Origin of the sequence: Nocardia sp. CDC153, from assembly GCF_035818515.1 — a bacterium.
Classification (GTDB): Bacteria; Actinomycetota; Actinomycetes; order Mycobacteriales; family Mycobacteriaceae; genus Nocardia.
Genome location: NZ_JAYKYU010000001.1, coordinates 1,551,591 through 1,576,768 on the forward strand (window position 1 = coordinate 1,551,591; position 25,178 = coordinate 1,576,768).

A 25,178-nucleotide genomic window follows, 5' to 3' on the forward strand; every position below is an offset into this window, starting at 1 on the left:
AATACCGGAAACACCTGGGAAACAAAGGGAATACGAATAATTCCATTCCGGTTGACAGGTGTCCGACCGCGGCGGAGCATAGTTGCGTATTACGGCACATGGTGCGCAATACGCAACAGTCTGGAGGCTCGGGTATGCAGCCGCGGGTTGTCATCATCGGTGCGGGAATCGTCGGGACCGGGCTGGCCGAGGAGATCACTCGGCTCGGGTGGACCGATGTCACCGTGCTCGATCGGGGGCCACTGTTCCGCACCGGCGGATCCACCTCGCACGCACCGGGTTTGGTGTTCCAGACCAATCCGTCGAAGACGATGGCCGATCTGGCGCGGTACACCGTGCGGAAATTCGGTGAGCTGGACGCCTTCGACGCGGTCGGCGGATTGGAGGTCGCCACCACCGTCGAGCGCTGGACCGATCTGCACCGCCGCCACGGGTGGGCGCGGGCGTGGGGAATCGACGCCCGGGTGGTCGATGCCGAGGAATGTGTTCGACTGTTTCCCCTGCTCGACCCCGACCGTATCTTCGGTGGATTACACACTCCCACAGACGGTCTCGCGCACGCGGTGCGCGCGGCCGAACGGCAGGCGGAGATCGCGGCCGAGCGCGGAGCCCGCTTCATCGGGTACTGCGAAGTGGTCGAGGTGCTGTCGAAGGACGGTCGGGTCACCGGGGTACGGACCGCCGACGGGCAGGAGATACCCGCCGATGTCGTGGTGAGCGCCGCCGGTTTCTGGGGTGCCCGGCTGGGCCGCAAGGTCGGGCTGACGGTGCCGCTGGTGCCCATGGCGCATCAATTCGCCAAGACGGGTGCGGTCCCCGCGCTCGGCGGGGACGAGCGGCTGCCCATTCTGCGGCATCAGGACGCCGACCTCTACTACCGCACCTACGGCGAACGCATCGGAATCGGCTACTACGGGCACGCGCCGCGCCCGGTGGACATGGACGCCCTCACCCGGGACACCGCGGGCCAACCCATGCCGTCCATGCTGCCGTTCACCACCGCGGAATTCGCTCCGGCCTGGGCCGAGAGCTCGAAACTGCTACCCGCACTGTCCGATACCGAGGTGTCGGAGGCCTTCGACGGGATCTTCTCCTTCACCCCGGACGGCTTCCCGATCCTCGGTGAGCATCGAGAGCTGGCCGGATTCTGGGTGGCCGAGGCGGTGTGGGTGACCCATTCCGCGGGCGTGGCCCGGGCGGTCGCGCAGTGGATCGTCCAGGGCGGCACGGAGATCGACCTGCACGAGGCCGACCTGTACCGGTTCGAGGAGGCGGCGCTGAGCCCGGAGTTCATCGAACGCACCAGTGTGCAGGCTTTCGTCGAGGTCTACGACATCATCCATCCCCACCAGTACCGCGCCGCCCCCAGGAATGTGCGCACGAGTCCCTTCCACGCGCGGCAGCGGGAACTCGGCGCGTTCTTCTTCGAGGGCGGGCTGTGGGAACGGCCGGGCTGGTACGAGGCCAACGCGGAATTGCTGGACGAGGTGGCCGCGACCGGGGTGGAATTCCCGGTCCGCGACGACTGGTCGGCCCGGTTCTATTCGCCCATCTCCATTGCCGAAGCCGCCTGGACGCGAACGCATGTCGCCATGTACGACATGACACCGCTGACCCGCTACGAGGTCTCGGGCCCCGGTGCGGCGGCGTTCCTCCAAGAGCTGACTACCAACGACGTCGACAAGAAACCCGGCTCGGTCACCTACACGCTGCTGCTCGACGCCAACGGCGGGGTGCGCAGCGATCTCACCGTCGCCCGGCTGGGCGAGCGACACTTCCAGGTGGGAGCGAACGGCCCGCTCGACTTCGACTGGTTCACCCGCCACCTGCCCGGTGATGGCAGTGTCGTCCTGCGCGACATCACCGGCGGCACCTGCTGTATCGGCCTGTGGGGGCCGCAGGCGCGGGAGGTGGCGCAGCCGCTGTGCCCGGATGACCTGTCACACAAGGCATTCGGTTACTTCAAGGCGATCCGCACGTACCTCGGAACCGTCCCGGTGACGATGCTGCGCGTCTCCTATGTCGGCGAACTCGGCTGGGAGATCTACACCAGCGCCGAACACGGTGCGGCACTGTGGGATCTGCTCTGGGCGGCCGGGCGGTCGCGGCGCGTCATCGCGGCCGGTCGGCTCGCCTTCAACAGTCTGCGACTGGAGAAGGGCTACCGGTCCTGGGGGACCGATATGACCACCGAGCACACCCCGGCCGCCGCGGGGCTCGGATTCGCGGTGCGCATGAGCAAACCGGAGTTCCTCGGCAAGAAGGCCCTGGAATCCGCGCCGCCGCCGGACACCATGCTGCGCACCATCGTGCTCGACGCGGCGAGCGCGGTCGTCCTCGGGAAGGAGCCGGTCCGCGTCGATGGCACCGTGGTCGGATACACCACGAGCGCGGGCTATTCCGCGACGCTCGGCCGGACCCTCGCCTACGCCTGGCTCCCGGCGACCGTCCAACCCGGCGACGAAGTCGAGATCGCCTATCTGACACAGACATTCACCGCACGGGTGCACACCGATCCGGTGGTCGACCCCGACATGGCCCGAATCAAGAGGTGACCGCCATGACCGAAACCTATGACGTCATCGTCCTCGGCCTGGGCGGCATGGGCAGTGCCGCCGCCTATCACCTGGCCCGCGCCGGGCACCGGGTGCTGGGCCTGGAGAAGTTCACGCCCGCCCACAATCGGGGCTCCAGCCACGGCGGCTCGCGGATCATCCGGCAGTCCTACTTCGAGGACCCGGCCTACGTGCCGCTGCTGCTGCGTGCCTATGAACTGTGGGAGCAGCTGGCGCGCGACGCCGACGACGAGGTCTATCGACTCACCGGCGGCCTGTACGTCGGACCGCCCGACTGCGTGACCGTCGCGGGCAGCATCCGCGCCAGCCGGGAATGGTCGCTGCCCCACGATCTCCTGGACGCGAAGGAAATCCACACGCGCTTCCCGAATTTCACGCCCGAACCGCATCACATCGGCCTCTACGAGGAGATGGCCGGATTCGCCCGTCCCGAACGCACGGTGGCCGCCCACCTCGAACTCGCGGCGGCCCACGGTGCGACCCTGCGCTACGGCGAGGCCGTCGAGTCCTGGCGGGACACGGGCTCGGGCGTCACCGTCACCACCGGCTCGGCCACCTACACTGCGGGCCAGTTGGTGATCTGCCCCGGCGCATGGGCACCGGCCCTGCTCGCCGACCTGGGTGTGGCCCTGGAGATCGAACGTCAGATCATGTACTGGCTCGACCCGGTCGTCGGCACGGCCAAATTCGAGCACGACCCCATCTACATCGCCGAAAACGACTCCGGTGCACAGATATACGGCTTCCCCGCCATCGACGGCCCCGAAGGCGGCGTCAAGACGGCCTTCTTCCGCAAGGGCATCCCCTGCACCCCCGACACGATCGACCGTCGGGTGCATCCGGAGGAGATCACCGAAATGCGCACGCGGGTCCGCGAATTGCTGCCCGCCCTGGTCGGCAAGGCCGTGCACACCGCCACCTGCATGTACTCCAATACCGCCGACCAGCATTTCGTCATCGCCCGCCACCCCGCCCACGATCGCGTCACCGTGGCCTGCGGATTCTCCGGGCACGGCTTCAAATTCGTGCCCGTGGTCGGTGAGATCCTCGCCGACCTCGCCATGACCGGCGCCACCGCGCACCCGATCGACCTGTTCGCCCCGCAAAGGCTGGTATCCCTGTGAGTTCGGCTCTGATTCCCACCCTCGGCGGTGAGTACTACTGCGACCCGGCGATTTTCGCCAAGGAGCAGGAACGCGTCTTCGAACGCATGTGGTTCTGCGCCGTGCGCGCCGGCGATCTCGCCGAACCGGGCGCGTTCCGGCGCGTCCAGATCGGCCGGGAGAGCGTGCTGGTGGTGCGCGGCCACGACGGCGAACTGCGCGCCTTCCTCAATGTGTGCCGCCATCGCGGCGCGCTGATCTGCACCGAGAACGAGGGTCAGGTGCGGCGGACACTGCGCTGCCCCTATCACGCGTGGACCTACGCGCTCGACGGCAAGCTGGTGGCGGCGCCCAATATCGCCACCCTGCAGGATGATTCGGGCGCGCCGATCGACCGGGTCGCCTACGGTCTGATCCCGGTCGCACTGCGGGAATGGCTCGGCTACGCCTGGGTGTGCCTGGCCGATGAGCCACCGTCCTTCGAGACCGATGTCATGGGTGCGGTCACCGGCCGACTCGGCGATCCCGCCGCCATCGACCACTACGGGATGGAGCGGCTCGCGGTGGGCAAGCGGGTGGTCTACGACGTGGCCGCCAACTGGAAGCTCATCGTCGAGAACTTCATGGAGTGCTACCACTGCGCCAGCATCCACCCGGAACTGGTCGAGGTGCTTCCGGAATTCGCGAAAGGCTATGCGGCGCAATACTTCGTGGGGCACGGCGCGGATTTCGGGGAACGCATCGACGGCTTCACCGTCGACGGCCGCCCGGGCTTCGAGGCGCTGCCGGGGCTCGCGCCGGAACAGGATCGCAAGTACTTCGCCATCACCATTCGGCCCACCGTCTTCGTGAACCTGGTGCCCGATCACGTCATCTTCCACCGCATGTACCCGATGGCCCACGATCGCACCATCGTCGAATGCGATTGGCTCTACGCGCCCGATGTGGTGCGATCCGGTGGCGCGCTGGACCATTCGGTGGAACTGTTCCATCGGGTGAACGAACAGGATTTCGCCGCGTGCGAGCGCACCCAGCCCGCCATGTCGTCGCGGGCGTATCGGCACGGGGGAGTGCTGGTCCCGGCCGAGCACCACATCGCCGAATTCCACGCCTGGGCCCGGGATCGAATCGAGGGTCCGCAATGTTGACCGATGACGAACTCTGTTGTCCGCCGAACCTTTACATCGACGGCAAATGGGTCAACGCGCTCGGCGGCGCGACCCGCGACATCGTGAATCCGGCCGATGGCACGGTCATCGGCACCGTGGACGAGGCGGATCGGGCCGACGCGGTCGCGGCGGTGGCCGCGGCACGGGCGGCCTTCGACACCGGCGACTGGCCCCGGACACCGGTCTCCGAGCGCATCGGCTTTCTGCTGCGCATTGCCGAACTGCTCGAGGCCGAGCGTGACTACCTGGCCCGCATCGAGACCCTCGATACCGGAAAGACACTGCGCGAGAGCTACATCGACGTCGACGATGTGGTCTCGGTCTTCCGCTATTACGCGCACCTCGCCGCCACCGGCGCGGATCGGCTCGTCGACACCGGGGACCCGGCCATCATCAGCCGGGTGGTCCGCGAGCCCGTCGGCGTCTGCGCGCTCATCGCGCCCTGGAACTATCCGCTGCTGCAGATGTCGTGGAAGATCGCGCCCGCGCTCGCGGCGGGCTGCACCATGGTGGCCAAACCCAGCGAGGTCACCCCGCTGAGCACCATCGCGCTGGTTCGGCTCATCGACCGGGCGGGCGTGCCGCCGGGCGTGGTGAATCTGATTCAGAGCAGCGGTGCCACGGTCGGTTCGGCGCTCACCGACACCCCCGATGTCGACCTCATCTCGTTCACCGGCGGGGCGGCGACCGGGGAGATCATCGCCGGGAATGCCGCCAAACACATCACTCGCGTCGCGCTCGAGCTCGGTGGCAAGAACCCGCACATCGTGTTCCCGGACGCCGACTTCGACAGCGCCGTGGACGCGGTGCTGACCGGTGCGTTCCTGCATTCGGGCCAGGTGTGCTCGGCGGGAACACGGTTGATCGTCCATGAGTCCATCGCGGACGAGTTCGTCGCGGCGCTCGCCGTGCGGGCCCGGGGGATCACGGTCGGACCCGGCCTGGATCCCGCGAGCGAGACCGGACCCCTGGTGTCGCAGGCGCATCGGGCCAAGGTCGAAGCCTATGTGGCGCTGGGCATCGCGGGCGGCGCGCGGCTCGTCACGGGCGGCGCTCGACCGGACGATCCCGCGCTGCAGGCCGGAAGCTTCTACCTGCCAACGATTTTCGACCACTGTCACCGGTCCATGCGCATCGTGCAGGAGGAAACGTTCGGCCCCATCCTGACCGTCGAACGCTTCACCACCGACGCCGAGGCCCTGGCGCTGGGCAATGACACCGCCTACGGCCTGGCGGCCGGTGTGCGCACCGCCGACCCCGCGCGCGCCGAACGCTTCGCCCGCGCGCTGCGCCACGGCACCGTGTGGCTCAACGACTTCGGCTACTACACACCCGCCGCCGAATGGGGTGGCTTCGGCCGCTCGGGCATCGGTCGGGAGCTCGGTCCCAGCGGGCTGGCCGAATACCAGGAAACCAAACACATCTGGCTCAACACCGCGCCCGCGGTCGGTGGCTGGTTCACCCACAACTGAATATGGTTCTGCGCGTTAATTTCTGAAAGTTGGGCCGTCATGACGACTACCCGTCCCCCCGCACCCACCAGCGCATCCACCCCCGACCACGGTGTCGCCGAATTCGGCTACCGGGAATCCCTGAGCCGAAGTATCGGGAAATTCTCGAGTTTCGCCGCGGGCGTCAGCTATATCTCGATTCTCACCGGCACCTTTCAAATGTTCTATTTCGGCTTCGGCACCGCCGGACCCGGCTATCTATGGTCGTGGCCGCTGGTGTTCGTCGGGCAGCTCGCCGTGGCCCTGTGCTTCATGGAACTCTCGGCGAAATACCCGGTCGCGGGCTCGGTCTACAACTGGGCGAAGAAGCTCGGCAGCCGGGTCGTCGGGTGGTCGGCGGGCTGGCTCATGCTCACCGCGTCCATTGTCACGCTCTCGGCGGTGGTGCTGGCGTATCAGCTGAACCTGCCCAAACTCTGGAGCGGATTCCAGATCGTGGGCGACGGCACCGGCAGCCACGATTATGCCGCCAATGCGGTGGTGCTGGGCACCGTGCTCATTGTCTTCACCACGGTCGTGAATGCGTTCGGGGTGCGGCTCATGGCCATGATCAATAGCGCGGGCGTGTTCATCGAACTCATTGCCGCCGTGCTCATCGCCATTATTCTCGGCGTGCACGTGACCCGCGGGCCGAGCGTGTTCTTCTCCAGCAACGGCTATGGCGCGGGCCAGAGCGGCGGGTACCTGAGCGCCTTCCTCGTCGCGTCCCTCGCCTCCGGGTATGTCATGTACGGCTTCGACACCGCCAGCTCGCTCGGCGAGGAGACCGTGGAACCGCGCCGCACCGCGCCCAAGGCGATTCTGCGAGCGCTGTTGGCGTCCTTCGTGATCGGCGGGGCGATCCTGGTGTTCGCGGTCATGTCCGCGCCGAATCTGGGCGACGAGAAGCTCGGAACGGCCGACGGCGGTCTGCAGTACATCGTCGAACAGGTCATGTGGGGCTGGCTGGGCAAGGTGTTCCTGGTGTGCATCGTGATCGCGGTGACCGTGTGCGCGCTGGCCGTGCACACCGCCGCCATCCGGCTCACCTTCGCCATGGCCCGCGACAATGCGCTGCCGTTCGGGGAGAAGCTGGCGCGGGTCAGCGAGAAGCACCGGTCGCCGGTGATTCCCGCGGTCGTGATCGGGGTGCTCTCGGCGCTCATCCTGGTGATCAATATCGGTCAGCCGCAGGTGTTCACGGTGCTGACCTCCATCGCGGTCATCATGATCTACCTGGCGTACCTGCTGGTCACCGGACCCATGCTGTGGCAGCGGATCAAGGGCGGCTGGCCGCCCGCGGACCTCGCCGCGAACGGGTACTTCTCGATGGGGCGCTGGGGTCTGCCGGTGAACATCGTCGCCGTGGTCTGGGGACTGGGCATGGCGATCAACCTGGCTTGGCCGCGCACGGCGGTCTACGGCGGGCCCTGGTACAACACGTGGGGCGCGTTCCTCTACATCGGCGTGATCTTCCTGGCCGGGCTGATCTGGTACGCGCTGCGCGGAGTTCGCGTCATCGGCATTCTCGCCGCGCACGCCGCGGAGGTGCCCGCGTCATGAGCGACACCTTCGATTACGTGATCGTCGGCGGCGGCTCGGCCGGATGCGTGGTGGCCGCGCGGCTCAGCGAGGATCCCGGCGTGACCGTCTGCCTGCTCGAGGCCGGACCCAGCGATGTCGGCGACGACCGGATTCTGCGTCTCGAGGATTGGATGCTGCTGCTCGAATCCGGTTACGACTGGGACTATCCGGTGGAACCGCAGGACAGCGGCAACAGCTTTCTGCGGCACGCGCGGGCCAAGGTGCTGGGCGGGTGTTCCTCGCACAACTCGTGCATCGCGTTCCATCCGCCCGCCGAGGGGCTGGCGGAGTGGGAGGCCATGGGCGCGACCGGGTGGGGGGCCGACGGACTGCTGCCGTATCTGCCCAAACTCCAACAGGCCGTGGAGATTCGGGACATTCTGCCGAAGGATCCGTGCGGGGACGCGGTGCTGGCGGCGGCCGCGCTGGCCGGGCTGCCGACGGTCGCGTTCAATCGCGGGACCACGGTCACCAATGGGGCCGGGTGGTTCCAGATCAATGCCGATGCCGACAACGTGCGCATGTCCTCCTCGCACGCGTACCTGCATCCGATTCTGGATTCGCGGCACAACCTCGAGGTTCGCACCGGGTGCTGGGTGTCGGAAATTCTTTTCGACAAACAGAATTCGGCCGTCGGTGCCAAGTATCGGCGTCCGGATCTCACCGGGTTCGACACCGTGCGGGCGCGGCGGGAAGTCGTCATCAGCACGGGGGCGATCGATACGCCCAAGCTGCTGATGTTGTCCGGCATCGGTCCCTCGGATCATCTGCGGGACATGGGGATTCCGGTTCGCGTCGATGCGCCCGGTGTCGGGTCCAATCTCGACGATCATGTCGAGGGCCTGGTGTTCTGGGAATCCGCGCGACCCATGGTCACCGCCTCGACCCAATGGTGGGAGATCGGGCTGTTCACCACCACCGAACCCGGTCTGTCCCAACCGGATCTGATGATGCACTACGGCAGCGTCCCGTTCGACATGAACACCGTCCGCTGGGGCTATCCGACCACGGAGAACGGCTTCTGTCTCACACCCAATGTGACGCAAGGGCATTCACGCGGCACCGTGCGGCTGCGCTCCCGCGACTTCCGGGACAAGCCGCGCGTGGATCCCCGCTACTTCAGCGATCCCGACGGGCACGACGAACGGGTCATGCTGCACGGTGTCCGCCTGGCCCGACGCATTGCCGAGCAGGCACCGTTGAAGGAATGGGTGGCAAGGGAATTGGCTCCGGGACCCGACGCCGTCACCGATGACGAGCTCCTCGACTACCTGCACAAGACCCACAACACCGTCTACCACCCGGCCGCCACCGCCCGCATGGGCGCGCCCGACGACCCGATGGCGGTGCTCGATCCGGAACTCCGGGTCAAGGGAGTGCGCGGGCTGCGGGTGGTCGACGCTTCGGCCATGCCGAAGCTGCCCGCGGTGAATCCCAATATCACCATCATGGCCATGGGGGAGAAGTGCGCCGACCTGATCCGCGGTGCCCGGTGAACGCCGGCCGCGCGGAAAACGCTGTGCCGCATAAACTGGACGTGTTATGGCGAAACAACCCGAGTCCGGCATCCCAGTCCAGTCGGTGGATCGCGCACTGACCGCACTGGAGATCGTGGCCAAGCTGGGTTCGGCCGGGATCACCGAGATCGCGGCCGAACTCGGCGTGCACAAGTCCACGGTGTCGCGGCTCATGGCCGTGCTCGAGGCACGCGGCTACGTCGAGCAACTCTCCGAACGCGGCAAATACCGGCTCGGCTTCACCGTGGTCCGGCTCGCCGGATCCACCAGCGCCCACATGGATCTGCCGCGCCAGAGCCAGGACATCTGCGCCGACCTGGCCGCCCGGGTCGGCGAGACCACCAATATCGCCATCCTCGACAGCGACCGCATCGTCAATGTCGCCGAGGCCGTCGGCTCCGCGGGCATCGCCCTGCGCACCTGGGTCGGGCAGAGCTGCCCCGCCCACGCCACCTCCAGCGGCAAGGCCCTGCTCTCCGAGCTACCCGCCGCCGACCTGCGCTCCCGCCTGCGCAAGCGCCTGGAATCGTTCGCCCCCAACACCATTACCGACCTGTCGATCCTGCAGGCCCAACTCCACCAGGTCCGTACCGACGGCTGGGCCAGCTGCGAGGAAGAACTCGAAATCGGCCTCAACGCGGTAGCCGCCCCCATCCGCGACAGCGACGCCCGCATCATCGCCGCCCTGAGCGTCTCCGGCCCCACCTACCGTCTCCCCGCCACCCGCTTCCCCGAAATAGCCCGCCAGACAATGGATTCCGCCCAGGCCATCTCGCGCCGCCTGGGCTATCACCCTCAATTGGGCAGCGGCAGCGACCCCGGCGCATAAACCCCGAGCAGGGTCCCCGCCATCACCCCCACGGCCATCGCCACCACCAAACTCAACGGCACCCACACCATCATCAACACCCGCCGCACCACCGGATTCACCACCGACCGCCTGTGTTGCCCAGCCATTGCTACGCCAACCCTTTCCCCACGCACCCGAACCATGTCTGATTTCAAACGTACCATTTTCGGTTCGGGTGGTGCGGCGCGGGGTGGGGCCGCTCGGAATTACTTGGCGTTCTGGATTACTTGGCGTTCTGGACCTTCTGAACGGCGGTGGTGAAGAAGGTATCGAAGGCGGCTTGGTCGGGGGCGTTGCTCATGGAGGTGATGCGGACGCCGACTGTCAGGCCACGAAGGGTGGTGTAACCCTCGTAGGTGGTGCGTGTGATCGGCTGGGCGTCGCCGACCGTGCTCACACCGGTGGTCTTGTAGGCGATGGCATTGGTCCCGGCCAGTGCGGCGGGTACGGAGAGCTTGGCGACCGTGGTGGTCCCGTCGACCTGTTGACCGCTGACGGTCGAGGTGGCCTTCACCTCCGGGCATTTCGCGTAGTTCTCCACCATTTTCGACAGATCCATGACCTGACCAGAGACATAGTCGACATACATGGTCATGTCCTCGGTCGCAGCCAGCGCGATCGTCGACTTCGACAAAATATCCTTAGCCCCCGCAGCCACATCCACCTGCGGCCCCTTGCACTCGGCTGGACTAACCGTCGTGTTCGCCATGGTGCCATTGAGATCGGCGAGGGTGGACTGCAACTTGTCCTGCGGGATGTCCATCTTCTTGGTGCCTGCGGGGAATTCGGATTCCGCTAGGACCAACTGGTCTCTCGGTGTGCTTGGGGCACTGTCGGACTTGGTCGAACCGCCGCCCGAACCACATCCCGCAAGGACCACGACCGCACACGCGGCCGCCGACACAAGTACTCCCTTGGTCATCACCCGCCAGAGTTTGCCAGGGATTGTCGACCACCCGCCCGCGCGGGTGCCCGAACCGATCTCAGCTCAGTTGTAGGGGGAGGGCAGCGATGTCGTTCCAACCGCTCCGGACAGCATCTCCGGATGCGCCAAGTGCTCGGCGGACGACCGCCATGCGCCATCGCAAGAAGTTGGCAGATCAGTGCGTTCGTCCGCTGGAGCCGCGGCCGACCGGAACCGAGCGGTCAGCGGTAGTAGCGTGCGTTCGCTGCACGTTGATCTTTCGATTCCTACCGATGGCCGATGTCGGTCGGCGCGGCACGTGGCGAGATCGGGTCAGCCGCAGGTGATGGGGCTGTTGCACGGCCGATCAGCACTGCCGGTGAGGAGGTTGAGGATGTTGATCACGGCACTGCCGCTATCCGGAGTGTAAATCGGCTGGGCGGCAGTCGGCTGGCTCGCGGGCGAGGTGAGTTCCAGGGGAACCCCGTCGCCCGACGCTGCGGCGACGGCGGATCCTCCCACAATCGCGGCGGCTGCGGCGGTGACCACCAGGCTGGTGCGCAGAGCAGTGCGAACAGTCGTCATTATATGAATCCCCTTCTGCTGAAATAGAAAGCGCTACCGACCCTTCCAAGATCGTTGCCCCGGAGCCAGCCACATGTTCCTGTGCCCCGATCAGTGGGGGGCACCACGTGATTCGAACTCCGCATTCAGTTTGGGGGCAGTGGCTCTGAGCGTTGGGTCTCGCCGACGATGACGTCACCGGGCTCGAAGTCCAGCTTTCGAAGCTCGCGGAAGATGAGACCGATAGGCCCCGATCCGTCATGTGGCTGTCCGACCTTGCAAGGCATGTCTATCCCCACGCAGGTGTCCGACGGACCTGGCCGACCGTCGGCGTGGATCACCCTGAGCCGATCACCTACCCCCGCAACGCCCGACTCGACGTGTCCCACGACCGCGATCCCACGGCCCGTCAGCGTAAATACGTCCTCAACTGGTAACCGAAACGGCTCGTCGCGCGGAGCATCATTTGCCATGGCCCGATCATGAATGCCCCTGAGCGAGGAGTGTTCACGGCGCTCCGTGACTGCCTTGAACAGTGCGCCACGCGGCAGTTAGGTGCGGTTCGATCTGCGTCAGACCCGGGCATCGAGAACGACGCTCGCGACCCGCGACGGGCGGAGAGCGCCGGCCGGGGTGGAATGCCTTAGGTTGCCGTGTATGACTCGCTCCAAGCTCTTTCACGCAGCACGTAGCTGCGGGTATGTGTTCTGGTGGGTCTTCATCGCCGCGACCATGGTGGCAGGTGGTATCTCCTGGTTCGGCGATGCCGCTCGCGACGACGCCGGCTGGATTGTTCATGGCCGCAATTTGGGCGAGCCGCGACGATACACCGACTGCGAGAGCTCGGCAAGCTGCTGACTTGCGGAGATGCTCGCTGTATTCTCTGGGTATGGGTTATGAATGGCTGCCGTCGGCGACCAACCTAACCGGGGGCCTGACTACCGATATGGTGATCAGGGCCCTGTTGGATGCGCGCCGACGCTGGGTCCAGACTGTATCCACCAAGACAGGAGCTCCTGGGCTAGCTGTTTGGACACGAACCCCAGATGGTCGGCCGATCCTGGTCGTCCTGCGACCGCTGGGCGGATTCGATCACCAGATTGTTTATGCCGCGCCGATGACGTCAGAGCAGGTGACCGAGTTCGAGCAATGGGAGGCAAACCAATGAGTATGAATGACAGCGAGTTTCGCGAGCTAGCTCAGGCCGAGGAGCTCGCGGCGGCCGCTGCGGCAGGCGAATTGATTTTCGGCGAAACGGTGGACGCGGATGCGGTCTTGCCTGCGCGCGAATCGCTTCGAGATTCCGCAGATGACACCCTTGTCGTGACCACTGTGCGGCTCACCGTCAGGCAACGACGGAGGGCGGAGGAGATCGCGGCCAAGCGGGGTGTGGATTTGGCTTCGCTTATTCGGGGCTGGGTTGATGAGGGCATCAGCGAGGATGAGCAGGACTACGCGGTGTCCGCAGCCGAGGTGAAGCGATTGCTGGCTGGATTGCGACGGATCGCTTGACGATTGGTGATCGACGTACTTCTGCGTGAAGGTCCAGCGGGAGTACGTCGATCGATGGCGCTCGGATCAGGTCAGTTGTAGGGGGAGGGCGGCGATGTCGTTTTGGGTCATGACCGGGAGGTTTGTGATCTGGTCGGCGGGGGTGGCGAGGGAGAGGGTGGGGAAGCGGGAGAAGAGGGCGGGGAGGGCGATGGCGGCCTCTAGGCGGGCGAGGGCTGCGCCGGGGCAGATGTGGGGGCCGTAGCCGAAGGAGATGTTGCGGCTTGCGGTGGGGCGGGTGATGTCGAATTCGTCGGCGTCGGTGCCGAAGACGGCGGTGTCGCGGCCGATGGCGCGGTAGGACATGACTACGCCCTCGCCCTGTTCGATGACGGTGTCGCCCACCGTGATGTCCTTGGTGGCGAAGCGCATGAGGAGGTGGGTGACCGGGCCGTCGAAGCGGAGGGTTTCCTCGATGACCTGCTTCCACTCAACCTCGCCGGCGCGCACCTGGGCCAGCTGGTCGGGGTGGGTGAGCAAGGCGCGCACGGCGTTCAGGATGAGGCTGACGGTGGTTTCGTGGCCGGCTGCCACCAGGGCCTTGAGGTTGCCGACCACCTCCTCCTCGGTGAGCGGCTCACCACCCTCGTCGGCCAGAATGAGCGCGCTGGTGAGATCGTCGGTGGGCTCGGCGGTCTTGGCGCGGACCATCTCGGTGAAGTAGACGTCCATCGCGTCGATGATCCGCAGCCGCTCGTCCTGCGGGGTCACCATGGAGAAGAACTTCTTGTACCAGTCGAGCAGCATGGCGTGATCGCTGCGCGGCACACCCATGAGCTCGGAGATCACCCGCATGGGCAGCGGGTAGGCGAAGACCTGCTTGAGGTCCACGGGCGCGCCGTCGCGGCTCGCCTCGTCCAGATCGTCGAGCAGCTCCTTGGTGAGCCGTTCGATGGTGGGCCGCAACTCCTCCAGGCGACGCGGGGTCAGCGCCTGGGTGGTCTTGATGCGCAGGCGGCGATGCTCGGGACCGTCCACGGTGAACATGGAGCGGCCCGCGTCGATCATGCCGATCAGCGGCCACTGCCGGGTCACCACACCGTCGCGCCACAGCTTCCAGGCATTGATGTCCTTGACAAGCCTTGCGTCGGTGAGCAATTGGCGCGCCACGGTGTGATCGGTGATCGTCCAGGCGGGAACACCCAACAGCTCGATCCGGGTGACGGCCGCGGCGGCGGCCAAGCGCGCGGTCTCTCCCGCGAGATCACCCACCATCGGATCGATGGCGATGGCGTGTGGGCATGCGGAACTCACTGGAAACCCCCTAGGGCGCGAACTGGTGTGAAAACAACAGGGAGAGAAGTCATTCCACGCAGGAACGGCGAGGGCCGCCGCACCAGGTTCTGCGCGGGCACCGCCAGATCGATATCGGGCAGCCGATCCAACAGCACCTCGATGCCGGTCCGGGCGATCGTCTCGGCGATCTGCTGCGCCGGGAACGGGCAACGGTACTCACCGTGGCTGAACGCGAAATGCGCGCTGTTGCCGGTGTGGGTGGCATTGCCGACCGACTGGCGCACATGCGGATCGGTATTGGCCGCGGCCAGCCCCAACAGCAACAGGTCACCCGCGCGAATCGTCTTGTCCGCCAAGCGGGTATCGCGCGCCGCCCACCGCCCGGCCAGAATCGAGGTGGGGGCGTCCTCCCACAGCACCTCGTTCATGGCCTGATCCACACTGCGGCGGCCACCGCCCAGCGCGGCGGCGAAGCGGTCGTCGGTGAGCATCAGGCGCACCGAGTTCACCAGCCAGTCCGCCGTGGGCAGGTGACCGGCGGCGGTGACCGCCATCAGGTCGTTGACGTATTCCTCATCGGTGAACGGCGCGGGATGCGCGAGCATGCGCGAGACCAGATCATCGCCCGGCGCGGCCTTTTTCCGCGCCAGCAGATGCTGCATGTACTGCATGAACCGCAGATGCGCGGCCTGGGCGTCCGCGCCGCCGTCGGCGAGCAGCTTCATGGCCCGGGCCAGGCCGGGGCCCTCGGCGTCGGGGAAGCCCAGCAGCCAGGCCAGCACCAGCACCGGCAGCGGCTCGGCGAAGTCGGCCACCAGATCGGCCTCGCCGCGCCCGCAGAAGGAGTCGATCAGCCGATCCGCCAAACCCTCACAGACACGCCGCAATTCGAACGGATCCACCGACTCCAACGCCGGTTCCACCATGGCCAGATGCCGCCGGTGCTCCGCACCCGCCGTGAAGTAGATCGACGGCATGGGCGATCCCACCATGGGCAGCAGCGGCCAATCCGGCGGGATATTGGGCCACTGATTCCACAGGCCGACATCCCGCGGAAAAAGCTCCGGAGAATTGGTGACCTGATGCATCTCCCGGTAGCCCAACACCAGCCACGCCGGAATACCGCCCGGCAACTCGACCGCCGCGACCGGCCCATGGTCCCTGCGCATTTCGCGGTACAGGGAATGCGGATCGGTGTGGAAGCGGGGACCGCTCAAAGGGACGACGCCGACCTCGTGGGGCACGGGGCAGCCGGGCGCGGGCGAGGTCATGACACTGTCTCCGGTTGATAGAGGTATTCGACCAGGGTGACCAGGACGTTCTTGCAGGAATCGCGGACGCGGGCGTCGCAGTCGACCAGCGGGATGTGCGGGTCCAGGTCCAGCGCGTCGCGCACCTCGGTCAGCGACGAGCCGGGACCGAAGTTGTTGCACGCCACCACGAATGGCGTGCCCTGATGCTCTAGGCGATCGATGGCGTACCAGGAGTCGGCGATGCGGCGCTGATCCACCAGCACGATGGCACCCAGCGCCCCGGCGAACAGCCGATCCCACAGGAACCAGAAGCGCTCCTGCCCGGGCGCGCCGAACAGGTAGAGCACATGCTCGTTGTCGATGGTGATCCGGCCGAAGTCGAAAGCCACCGTGGTGGTGGTCTTTTCGGGCAGCCCGGCCAGATCGTCGACGCCGCGGCCGACCTGGGTCATGGTGGCCTCGGTGTCCAGCGGCCGGATCTCGGAGATCGAGCGCACCATGGTGGTCTTGCCGACGCCGAAGCCGCCGACGATGACGATCTTCAGACCGTGGCGGGCATCGGCGTGCAGGGGCGCGTCGGCGCGGGCGGGACGGGTGTCCGCGGGGTATCGGGTGTCAGAGCTTGCGGAGTCCAACGAGCACCTTTTCCAGCGTGTTGGTGTCGGGGGTCCAATTCCATTGCCGCGACGCGTGATCCGGGTGACGCACCGTGATCTTGCCCGCGTGCAGCAGGTCCGACAGCAGAATGGTGGTGATGCCGACCGGCAGGCGCAGCTCGGCCGCGATCTCCACCACCGCGGTCGGCGCGCGGCACATATCGAGGATGGCGACGTGCTCGGATTGCATGCCGCGCACCGGATCACACTCGCTGACCACCAGGGTCACCAGATCGAACGCGTCCGAATCCGGTCGACTGCGACCGCCGGTCAGCGTGTAGAGCCGATCCGGATCCTCGTCTGGCCTGGTCACGACACGCTCGCCCCCGAAACCCGTGGCGCGGCGGCCAAATGCTCCCCGAGCTGTTCGACCAGCTCACGCATCTGGAATCCGACCAGCCCCGCATCGGCGTCCTCGGCGGCGACGACCGCGATGTGCGCCCCCACCCCCGCCTCCACAATGAACAGAATCCCGCCGTAGAACTCGGTCATGGACTGCCGCACCCCGCCCCGCCCATCCCCGAACTCCACCGACGCCCCGTGTGAAAGACTCTGCATCCCAGCCGCGATGGCCGCCAACTGATCGGCGCTATCGGCCGACAACCCCGCCGTATGACAGATCTTCAGCCCGTCCCCCGACAGCAGCAGCGCATGCCGCGCCCGCGGCGTACGCACCAGCAACTGCTCCAGCAACCAACCCAACTGTGTCGCGGACGCTGTCATCGATCGGTCTCCCAAGGGGTAGCGGGGGCGGGGAACTCGCCGGTCGGGTACTCGCGCGGCGAGGAGGAAGGCGCTGTGCCGCTGAGCTTTTCGCGGCGCAGGTCGCCACGGCGGATGGCGTCGGCGATGGAGGAGGGCAGCAGGCTGGTGCCGCTGTCGTCGGGGGCGGGGAGGTCCTCCGGCTTGGAGCCGAGATTGGTGAGCGCGGGCGTGGCCACGCCCGGGTAGTCGCCCGTGTGCGGTCCGGCGTACTGCTCGGTGAGCGACGCCGGTTTTTCGCGACCGCTGGCGGCGCGCTGGAATGCGGCCATGGCCGAGGGCGGCGACGCGGGACGGGCAGGAGCGGGTGCGGCGGGCGCGGCCAAGCCATCCGGGTGAACGGCAGCGAGCGTGCTACCGCGACGGCGCTTGGGCAGGCCGCCGGAAGTCACTGCGCCCTGGGCGGTTTCACCAGGACCCGTCGATTCCGGCGAAGCGGCGGACGGTAGATCGACCGTCGGCGTAGGGGAGACCTTGGGCGGGGGAGAATCCGTCGGCGGGGGAGTGGGGAGGGCCGCACCAAAGGGTCTATCGGCCGATCCGATCGGCTCGCCGGGATACGCCGCCGCGGTCGCGGCGTTTGCCGACACCGGGAGCACCACCGGGGTCGAGCCGGTGTTCACCGGGGTCAGGCGGTTGAGGGTCCCGGATTGGCGTTCCAGGCGGGTGGTGAGTTCGCGGGGGACCACAACCACGACGGCGGTGCCGCCGATGGCGGAGGGTCGGTAGCTGACGGTGAGGTCGTGTTTGCGGGCCAGGTGGCCCACGACGGCGAGGCCCAGGCGGGTGCCGGACAGGGAGGCGAGGTCGGAGTCGCTGTCGCGGGAGACGGCGGATTCGGCTCGGCGCAGCGCGGATTCGCTCATGACCAGGCCGCTGTCCTCGATGGTGATCACCACGCCCGCCGGCACCTCGGCGGCGTAGACGTGCACCTCGGTGGTGGGCGGGGAGAAGTTGCAGGCATTGTCGAGCAGCTCGGCCAAAGCGTGCATGATGCCCTCGGCGGCGTGGCCGGCGATGGCGATCTCGGTGATGGCCCGCAGCCGCACCCGCTGATACCCGGCCACCCGGCCCATGGCTCCGCGCAGAATCGATTCCATCGCAATGGGTTTGGCCCAGCGACGGCCCGAACGCGCACCGCTGAGCACGGCGATGCTGTCGGCCAGGCGTCCGGCCTGCGCGGTGCGGTGATCGAGTTCGAGCAGATCGGCCAGCACCTTGGGATCGGCGTGCCGATGCTCCATCTCACGCAGCTCCGCCAACATGCTGGTGCTCATGGCCTGCATGCGCCCCGCCGCCCCGGCGAAGGCGGCCAGCGCGGCGGCCCGGCGGTTCTCGCTGTCCTTGGCCGCGCGCTCCCGCTCGCTGACCTGCTCGCCGAGGCTGTGAATTCTGGCCTCCGCCTCGACGATTCGCGCCTGCGCGGCGGATACCGTGGCCGCCACATGTGCGTCGGCCCGCGCCGTATAGGCCAGGGCCTCCCGCCGAACCTCCTCGACTCCGGCCCGATAGTAGGCAGCCGCGGTCAGCGCGGCGGTCAGCAAGAGCGCCACCACCAACCCGCCGATCGCGAGTGGTAGCCGGAAGCCGGTGGGGGCGAACGAAACCGCCGCCCCCACCGCACTCACGGAGATCACCAGCGAGCCCGCCAGTATCGGATACGGCAGGCGCTGACGCCGAACGGCATGTGGCTCCCCGCTCGGCGGATTCACTGATTCCGACACGCTCCGCACTTCCGCATTCCGTCCACCGGGGCCGAACGCCCCGATGCCCCCGACCGGATCCGCGTGCCGTGCCGAATGCGCGGCCCGACAGGCGGATTCGGATCTGCGGGACGAGCATATGCGCACCGGCCGGGGCGCGCTACCCGAGCGCGAAGCCGCTGGCGAACCCCGGTCCCACTGGCCGGGAACGGATTCAGGCGCGCGACAGCACGTGATTGCGGGTACTGGTGTAGCCGTAGCCGAGCACGGCCACCAGATACAGCAGCAACGCCGCCGCGGGCAGCAGCAGGCCGATCGCCGCGATCACGTCGAACACGACGAAACCCACAATGGCCTGCATGCTCTCGCGCCGCGCGTACGCCGCGTCGTAGCCGGGTTCGAACAGGTCCGGATCGCGGCGCAGCGCCATCCACATCACGAACCAGGCCGCGGCCTGCAAAGCGCCCACCACCCCGTAGAAGGCCGTGGCCACCTTGGCATTCCACCCGCCGTCCTCGAGATGATGCGCGAGCACCGCGGTCGGGAACGGCAGGAACGCCACCGCGAACAGCAGCAGCAGATTGCCGCAGTGCAACAGCCCGTCCATCGTCCGAATCCGCGCGAAGAACCGGTGATGGCACAGCCAGATCACGCCGACGGTGAGAAAGGAACCGGCATAGGCGAGATAGCTGGGCCACAGCCCGGTCAACTCGTGCCAGAGGTCGCCGCCCTCGGTCTCGGGCAGGCGAATCTCGAGGACCAGCAGGGTGATGGCAATGGCCATGACGCCGTCGCTGAACGCCTCCACCCGGGTGGTGTCGGTCAGCCGTGTGTCGCGCGCGCGTGAATCGCCGTCGGAAGTCAGGGAATCGGGGTGGTGCATACCGGCATTGTGCGCAGCCGGGCTGTCATGCTGTACGGCCGGGCGGCCATCGTGCGCAGTCGGGCGGTCAGTCGTCGATGTCCTGTAGCGCGTGCTTGCGCATGCGCGCGCTGGCGATCAACGATCCCAGGGCGAAGCCGAAGATGGGGATGCTCACCATCGGCGACCACGAATTCACCTGCGGCCCCTCCGGCCGCAACAGCGTCACCACCCGGATCACCGCCAGCGCCAGACCGCTCAGGCCGCCGAACATGAACAGCGACAACGGTAATCGGAACGGCGCGGGGACGGTGCGATAACTCAGTACCGCCGCGACCAGCACCGCCCCGTTCACCGCGATACCCGACAGCGCCAGAATCCAGTTGTGGGTCTGGATGGTCACATACGAGGGATGCAGCGGGTCGTAGGTGAGCAACAGCGCCGCTTCCACCGCGATCAGTCCGAGGTAGAACGCCCGCTTCAGCAGCGCGCGGCCCCACGCGTCGGCGACCGTCACCCCGATCAGCGCGCCCGCTCCGACCAGCGCCACATCCGCGATCAATCCGGGGATGGATTCGAAATGCCCGCTCGGCAGGCTCATTTCATTGGCCGACCCATTGATCGCCGGGGTGCGCAGCACCGCCCACACCGCCAGCAGCGCCAATCCGATGGTGAACGGCCGCGATTCGGCGGCCTTCCAGCGCGGTAATCGGGCCACCGCGGCGGCGAGTGCGCACCCGGCGGCCAGGATCGGCACGAGATCGTTCACCGGAACAGCCTCGCGCCGGCCTCCCCGCGGGAGGGTTTGCGCCGCGCCGTTTCCTCCGCCTCTTTATCCCGCCGCAACAACTCCGTGAGCAATTGCCGCGTGCTGGCCTGTCGAATGGCGCTGCCGGATCCGGCGCGTTGGGCCTCGGATTCGGTAATGATCCCCGCCACCACCTGCACCTCCACCGGATTGGCGCTGTAGGCCCGGGCAATCTCGATCAGCGTCTCCACGGGCGGGGTCGCGAGGGCCAGATGCCGCGCGAGGGTGGCCTGCGGAATTCCGGTCGCCACCGCCATGGCCCGAGTGCTGTCCCCGCCCGTCAGCTCCTCGATCCACTGTTTCAGCTGATCATGCACGCGCTGATTCTCGCACGATCCGAACCATCTTCGAGACACGCCGCACAACTTCAGAGTTGATGTGGTGTCTCGGATTGCCGAGCGGGGGTGGGGCTAGCGACCTCCGGTGCGAACACCGTCTCGGATTTGGTACACCCGGGAGGTGGTGATGTCCCCGGCCGCCTTGGCGATGAGGAAGACGCGCTCACCGGCCTGGGTGGCGTCCTTGATCTTGTCGCGCCAGACCGCGTCGGCGGCCTGAGCGGCCTGCTTGGCGGCCTCGCGGGCGCGGGTCGCTTCGCGGATCTCATCGAGGAGCGGGGTCGGCATGTCACACCTTTCGTCGTCCCGGTGGGGGGCGGCGGGTCTCGCCGCGCTTTCCAAACTAGTTGGTCTCGTGAGTCGGAGTCAAGGCTGCTTGCCTCGAAAATGAATCACACAAAAATTCGCCGTGGGAGAAATTCGATCCCTGTCGCTTGACCTCAACATATGTCGAGGTTCGAAGGTGGAGGCATCGACGCGGAGTCGAAAGCGACAGGGAGGCAATGACATGCGAGTGGTACAGGCGAAGGAATTCGGCGGGCCCGAGGTGCTCACGGTGACCGAGGCCCCGGATCCGGTCGCGGGTCCGGGTGAGGTGGTGGTGAAGGTCGCGGCCGCGGACGTGATGTTCCTGGACACCACGCTGCGCAGCGGCTGGGCCGTCAACTACTTCCCCGTCGAGCCACCCTTCGTGCCCGGCGGCGCGGTGGCGGGCACGGTCGAATCGGTCGGTCCGGATGTGGACACGGCGTGGATCGGCAAGCGGGTGGCCACCCCGACCGCGGCGAGCGGTATCGGCGGCGGCCTGCCCATTGGCGGATACGCCGAGCGGGCGGCGGCCAAGGTCGCCACGCTGGCCCCGATTCCGGACGGGTTGAGCTTCGAGCAGGCGGTGGCCGTCGCGCACGACGGGCGCACCGCGCTGGCCGTGATCGACCGCGCCGGCATCGAGCCGGGCCAGACGGTGCTGGTCACCGCCGCCGGAGGCGGATTGGGCACGCTGTTCGTGCAATTGGCGCGCGCCGCCGGTGCCCGGGTCGTCGCCGCCGCGCGGGGTGCGGCGAAACTCGAGCTGGCGCAACGGCTCGGCGCACACGAGGTGGTCGATTACTCGCAATCCGACTGGGCCGAGCGGGTGCGTGAACTCACCGGCGGAGTCCAGGTGGTCCTCGATGGCGCGGGCGGTGAGATCGGTCGCCAGGCGCTGTCGGCCATGGCTCCCGGCGGACTGCTCATCGCCTACGGCAATTCCGCGGGCGGCTTCGCCGCCGTCGATGCGGAATCCGCTGCCGCCCAGGGTATTACGGTCGTTCCGCTGTTCGAGATCGCGACCCCGGACACCGACTGGCTGGCCCTGCAGATCCGGGCCCAGGAGGAGGCCGCGGCCGGACGCCTGGAAGTGGTCATCGGCCAATCGTTCCCGCTCGAGGAGGCCGCCGCGGCGCATGCCGCCATCGGCGACCGCACCGCGCTCGGCCGGACCATCCTCACGGTCTGATGCTCATCGGCGTGTCGTGAACAACCGCCCAGTCTCCCGGCGCAAGGTGGACTGGGCGGAATCGGACATGGAGGTGGCGATGGGCTGGCGGACCGGAGTGATCGGCACACTGATCGCCGGAACCTGCCTGGGCGGAACCGGAATCGTGGAAGCCGCGCAGGCTGTGCCCACCGAACGCCGACCCGTGCCCACCGAACACCAGGCTGTGCCCAACGAACACCAGCCCGTGCCGACCGATATCCAGCCCTTGGACGTGCCCGACCGCACCTCGCTCTCGGTGCGCACCATGGTCCCCGGCGTCGGCTGGGGCACTGCCAACGAGACCGAAGAGCGTGCGGCCCTATCCATTTCGAAGCTCTACATCGCCGACTACGCGCTCCGCCACGGCGACGGCTCCACCGCCGACCGCGACCTCTGCGAGCGCATGATCCGCAAATCCGACGACGCCGCCGCCGACCGATTGCAGGTCAAATACCCGAACGCCATCGACGCCATCGCCGCCGAATACGGCCTCACCGCCACCCACGGCCAGGGCGACTGGGAACTCTCGACCACCAGCACCGCCGATGTCGCAGATTTCCTCGCCGCCAAGGTGCGCAACGAACCCGACAGCCCGATCCTCGCGTGGATGGAGGAGCCCGCCGACCGTGCCGCCGACGGAACCCGCCAGGACTGGGGCACCGCCCGACTCCCGCAGGTGCTCGGCACCAAATGGGGGTGGTCGGATCTCGGCGAGCCCGAGGTCGCCTCGGCCTCCTTCGGCTCGGGCTTCACGGTGGCCGCGCACACCTACGGCACCGCCGAGGATCAGACCCAGGACGTGCTGGGCGTGCTGTGGGGTGTGATCGCGGAGCTGCGGCCGCCCAAGCACTGACGTGACCTGTGCCACTCGCGCTACCCCTTGCATTCGGAACGGTTGTGAAACCACAATTATTGTGTGCTTACAACTGTCGAGGATCTGACCGCGCGCCGGAAGACGATCATCCTGGTCACCTGCTGCCTGAGCCTGCTGATCTCCTCCATGGACGCGACCATCGTGAATGTCGCCATCCCGGCCATTCGCACCGATCTGGGCGCGCCACTGTCGAAACTGCAGTGGATCGTCGACGTCTACACCCTGACTCTCGCCAGCCTGCTCATGCTCTCGGGCGCGACCGCCGACCGCTTCGGCCGCAAGCGCGTCTTCCGCATCGGCCTGCTCACCTTCGCGGCCGGATCGCTGCTGTGCAGCCTCGCGCCCACCATCGAGGTGCTCATCGGCGCGCGGTTCGTGCAGGCCATCGGCGGCTCCATGCTGAATCCCGTTGCCATGTCGATCATTACGACCGTCTTCACCGGCAAGGTGGAGCGGGCCCGCGCGGTCGGCGTGTGGGGTGCGGTGGTCGGCATCTCGACGGCCCTGGGGCCCATGGTCGGCGGCGTGCTCATCGACACCCTGGGCTGGCAGTCGGTGTTCTGGATCAATCTGCCGATCGTGGCGGTCGCCTTCGCGCTCACCAGTGTCTATGTGCCGGAAACGAAGTCGGCCACCCCGCGCAGCATGGACCCGATCGGGCAGCTGCTGGCCATGGCCGTGCTGTTCACCCTGGTGTTCGGGCTGATCGAGCAGCGACCCGCGGTCTTCGTGGTCTCGGCGGCGGCGCTGGCCGGATTCCTCTGGCACGAGGCGCGCCACCCCTCGCCCTTCATCGATCTGCGCTTCTTCCGCAGCTTCCCGTTCTCCTCGGCCACCGTCATCGCGGTCTGCTCGTTCGCCGCGCTGGGTGCGTTCCTGTTCGACATGTCGCTGTATCTGCAAGGGACACGGCACTTCTCGGCCGTGCACACCGGCCTGCTCTACCTGCCGATGGCGCTGGGCATGCTGATCTTCTCGCCGCTGTCGGGTCGCCTGGTCGGGCGCTACGGCACCAAGCCGTCGCTGCTCATCTCCGGGGTCCTGATGGCGGTGGGCGCGATCGGCCTGACCATGCTGCGCGCCGACACCCCGATCTGGCAGCTCATCATCACCTTCACGGTGTTCGGCATCGGCTTCGGCATGGTCAACGCGCCCATCACCACCACCGCCGTGAGCGGAATGCCCCTCGACCGGGCCGGGGCGGCCGCGGCGGTGGCCTCCACCAGCCGACAGGTCGGCGTGAGTCTCGGTGTGGCACTGTGTGGTGCGCTCACGGGTGCGGGCCTGTGGTGGACCATTGCCGGTTTCGCCGCGGCCGTGACCGCGCTGGGCGCCGCCGCCAACACCGACTGGGCGTACCGTTCGCGAGATCGCATCGCCCCCTTGCTGGAACAGAAGGTCCCCGCCCATGCCGGATGACACGCCCACGCCGGACGAAGTCTGGCGGCAACTCAGCCACATCGCGTGGTACACCCGCGATACCTGGCGACGGGCCGTCGTGGATCGAAGCGGCCTGCCGTTCAGTCGAATTCGAATCATGCGGCGGCTGCTGAACGGTCCGCTCACCGCCAAGCAGCTGGCGGCCGCCGCCACCATGGACGCGCCGGCCACCACCGTCGCGGTCAACGATCTGGAGGATCGCGGCCTGGTGGTCCGCCAGATCGACCCGACGAACCGTCGCTCCAAACTGATTTCGCTCACCGACGCCGGGCGCGAGGTCGTCACCGACGCCATCGCCACGCCCGATCCGGCGCCACCGGAATTCGACGCCCTGAGCCCGGATGACCTGCGCACACTCCGCACGATCCTGAGCAAACTCGAACACTGACTTACCCGTTCGTGATTGAACCGTTATCGTT

At 67.3% G+C, this 25,178-nt stretch carries 26 protein-coding genes; 13 read left to right on the forward strand and 13 right to left on the reverse strand.

What is annotated here, in order from left to right:
• Nucleotides 1-134 precede the first annotated feature (134 nt).
• Genes VMT65_RS07085 through VMT65_RS07115 form a run of 7 tightly spaced genes read left to right on the forward strand, consistent with a single transcriptional unit; the run spans nt 135 to nt 10,268 of the window.
• On the forward strand, nt 135-2,555 hold the full coding sequence (locus VMT65_RS07085) for a GcvT family protein (RefSeq protein WP_326307127.1): 2,421 nt from the start codon (nt 135-137) through the stop codon (nt 2,553-2,555).
• Between the two features lie 5 nt (nt 2,556-2,560).
• Nucleotides 2,561-3,700, forward strand: a complete 1,140-nt coding sequence (gene solA, locus VMT65_RS07090; protein WP_326307128.1) for an N-methyl-L-tryptophan oxidase — start codon at nt 2,561-2,563, stop codon at nt 3,698-3,700.
• The gene (locus VMT65_RS07095; protein WP_326307469.1) at nt 3,691-4,827 is read left to right on the forward strand and encodes an aromatic ring-hydroxylating oxygenase subunit alpha; all 1,137 of its coding nucleotides are present in this window, start codon (nt 3,691-3,693) and stop codon (nt 4,825-4,827) included. The genes solA and VMT65_RS07095 overlap by 10 nt, the downstream gene beginning before the upstream one ends.
• Nucleotides 4,821-6,320: an aldehyde dehydrogenase family protein gene (locus VMT65_RS07100; protein ID WP_326307129.1), complete on the forward strand. Its 1,500-nt coding sequence runs from the start codon at nt 4,821-4,823 to the stop codon at nt 6,318-6,320. Before VMT65_RS07095 ends, VMT65_RS07100 begins: the two co-directional genes overlap by 7 nt.
• Nucleotides 6,321-6,359: 39 nt before the next feature.
• Nucleotides 6,360-7,901, forward strand: a complete 1,542-nt coding sequence (locus VMT65_RS07105) for an APC family permease (protein ID WP_326307130.1) — start codon at nt 6,360-6,362, stop codon at nt 7,899-7,901.
• Nucleotides 7,898-9,418 (forward strand): GMC family oxidoreductase, encoded by a 1,521-nt coding sequence (locus VMT65_RS07110; protein ID WP_326307131.1) that lies wholly within the window; start codon nt 7,898-7,900, stop codon nt 9,416-9,418. The genes VMT65_RS07105 and VMT65_RS07110 overlap by 4 nt, the downstream gene beginning before the upstream one ends.
• Nucleotides 9,419-9,464: 46 nt before the next feature.
• Nucleotides 9,465-10,268 (forward strand): IclR family transcriptional regulator, encoded by an 804-nt coding sequence (locus tag VMT65_RS07115; protein WP_326307132.1) that lies wholly within the window; start codon nt 9,465-9,467, stop codon nt 10,266-10,268.
• Here the strand turns inward: VMT65_RS07115 and VMT65_RS07120 are convergent.
• The 3 genes from VMT65_RS07120 to VMT65_RS07130 all read right to left on the reverse strand — a co-directional run bounded on the left by VMT65_RS07120 (nt 10,235) and on the right by VMT65_RS07130 (nt 11,778).
• Complete coding sequence (locus VMT65_RS07120; RefSeq protein WP_326307133.1) at nt 10,235-10,396, reverse strand: hypothetical protein; 162 nt, start codon at nt 10,394-10,396, stop codon at nt 10,235-10,237. The two genes, VMT65_RS07115 and VMT65_RS07120, sit on opposite strands and share 34 nt — an antisense overlap.
• A 116-nt stretch (nt 10,397-10,512) precedes the next feature.
• The gene (locus VMT65_RS07125; protein WP_326307134.1) at nt 10,513-11,193 is read right to left on the reverse strand and encodes a hypothetical protein; all 681 of its coding nucleotides are present in this window, start codon (nt 11,191-11,193) and stop codon (nt 10,513-10,515) included.
• Between the two features lie 333 nt (nt 11,194-11,526).
• Nucleotides 11,527-11,778: a hypothetical protein gene (locus VMT65_RS07130; RefSeq protein ID WP_326307135.1), complete on the reverse strand. Its 252-nt coding sequence runs from the start codon at nt 11,776-11,778 to the stop codon at nt 11,527-11,529.
• A 636-nt stretch (nt 11,779-12,414) separates the two neighbouring features.
• On the opposite strand from VMT65_RS07130, the gene VMT65_RS07135 reads away from it, so the two are divergent.
• Nucleotides 12,415-12,615 carry a hypothetical protein gene (locus VMT65_RS07135; protein ID WP_326307136.1) on the forward strand — a complete coding sequence of 67 codons (201 nt, stop codon included), beginning with the start codon at nt 12,415-12,417 and terminating at the stop codon, nt 12,613-12,615.
• A 306-nt stretch (nt 12,616-12,921) separates the two neighbouring features.
• Entirely contained in the window at nt 12,922-13,269 is a 348-nt protein-coding gene (locus VMT65_RS07140) for a hypothetical protein (protein WP_326307137.1), read from the forward strand.
• Nucleotides 13,270-13,335: 66 nt separating this feature from the next.
• Here VMT65_RS07140 and VMT65_RS07145 read toward each other — a convergent pair whose 3' ends face one another.
• From VMT65_RS07145 to VMT65_RS07190, 10 genes are all read right to left on the reverse strand, one after another.
• Nucleotides 13,336-14,562 (reverse strand): cytochrome P450 family protein, encoded by a 1,227-nt coding sequence (locus VMT65_RS07145; RefSeq protein WP_326307138.1) that lies wholly within the window; start codon nt 14,560-14,562, stop codon nt 13,336-13,338.
• Nucleotides 14,559-15,815 (reverse strand): cytochrome P450, encoded by a 1,257-nt coding sequence (locus VMT65_RS07150; protein ID WP_326307139.1) that lies wholly within the window; start codon nt 15,813-15,815, stop codon nt 14,559-14,561. Before VMT65_RS07150 ends, VMT65_RS07145 begins: the two co-directional genes overlap by 4 nt.
• Entirely contained in the window at nt 15,812-16,342 is a 531-nt protein-coding gene (locus VMT65_RS07155; protein WP_326307470.1) for a GTP-binding protein, read from the reverse strand. The genes VMT65_RS07150 and VMT65_RS07155 overlap by 4 nt, the downstream gene beginning before the upstream one ends.
• Before the next feature lie 70 nt (nt 16,343-16,412).
• Complete coding sequence (locus VMT65_RS07160; RefSeq protein WP_326307140.1) at nt 16,413-16,766, reverse strand: DUF742 domain-containing protein; 354 nt, start codon at nt 16,764-16,766, stop codon at nt 16,413-16,415.
• Nucleotides 16,763-17,176 (reverse strand): roadblock/LC7 domain-containing protein, encoded by a 414-nt coding sequence (locus tag VMT65_RS07165; RefSeq protein WP_326307141.1) that lies wholly within the window; start codon nt 17,174-17,176, stop codon nt 16,763-16,765. Before VMT65_RS07165 ends, VMT65_RS07160 begins: the two co-directional genes overlap by 4 nt.
• Nucleotides 17,173-18,939, reverse strand: coding sequence for a sensor histidine kinase (locus tag VMT65_RS07170; RefSeq protein ID WP_326307142.1), 1,767 nt, complete (start codon nt 18,937-18,939; stop codon nt 17,173-17,175). The genes VMT65_RS07165 and VMT65_RS07170 overlap by 4 nt, the downstream gene beginning before the upstream one ends.
• Before the next feature lie 193 nt (nt 18,940-19,132).
• On the reverse strand, nt 19,133-19,801 hold the full coding sequence (locus VMT65_RS07175) for a TMEM175 family protein (RefSeq protein WP_326307143.1): 669 nt from the start codon (nt 19,799-19,801) through the stop codon (nt 19,133-19,135).
• 67 nt (nt 19,802-19,868) lie between these two features.
• Nucleotides 19,869-20,549, reverse strand: a complete 681-nt coding sequence (locus VMT65_RS07180) for a hypothetical protein (RefSeq protein ID WP_326307145.1) — start codon at nt 20,547-20,549, stop codon at nt 19,869-19,871.
• The gene (locus VMT65_RS07185) at nt 20,546-20,905 is read right to left on the reverse strand and encodes a hypothetical protein (RefSeq protein WP_326307147.1); all 360 of its coding nucleotides are present in this window, start codon (nt 20,903-20,905) and stop codon (nt 20,546-20,548) included. Before VMT65_RS07185 ends, VMT65_RS07180 begins: the two co-directional genes overlap by 4 nt.
• Before the next feature lie 93 nt (nt 20,906-20,998).
• Nucleotides 20,999-21,214, reverse strand: coding sequence for a hypothetical protein (locus VMT65_RS07190; protein WP_326307148.1), 216 nt, complete (start codon nt 21,212-21,214; stop codon nt 20,999-21,001).
• Between the two features lie 220 nt (nt 21,215-21,434).
• On the opposite strand from VMT65_RS07190, the gene VMT65_RS07195 reads away from it, so the two are divergent.
• The 4 genes from VMT65_RS07195 (at nt 21,435) to VMT65_RS07210 (ending at nt 25,147) form a co-directional block, all read left to right on the forward strand.
• Nucleotides 21,435-22,424, forward strand: coding sequence for a zinc-binding dehydrogenase (locus VMT65_RS07195; protein ID WP_326307150.1), 990 nt, complete (start codon nt 21,435-21,437; stop codon nt 22,422-22,424).
• A 16-nt stretch (nt 22,425-22,440) separates the two neighbouring features.
• Complete coding sequence (locus VMT65_RS07200) at nt 22,441-23,298, forward strand: hypothetical protein (protein ID WP_326307152.1); 858 nt, start codon at nt 22,441-22,443, stop codon at nt 23,296-23,298.
• Nucleotides 23,299-23,361: 63 nt separating this feature from the next.
• Nucleotides 23,362-24,738, forward strand: coding sequence for an MFS transporter (locus tag VMT65_RS07205; protein WP_326307153.1), 1,377 nt, complete (start codon nt 23,362-23,364; stop codon nt 24,736-24,738).
• The gene (locus VMT65_RS07210) at nt 24,728-25,147 is read left to right on the forward strand and encodes a MarR family winged helix-turn-helix transcriptional regulator (RefSeq protein WP_326307154.1); all 420 of its coding nucleotides are present in this window, start codon (nt 24,728-24,730) and stop codon (nt 25,145-25,147) included. The genes VMT65_RS07205 and VMT65_RS07210 overlap by 11 nt, the downstream gene beginning before the upstream one ends.
• Nucleotides 25,148-25,178 lie beyond the last annotated feature (31 nt).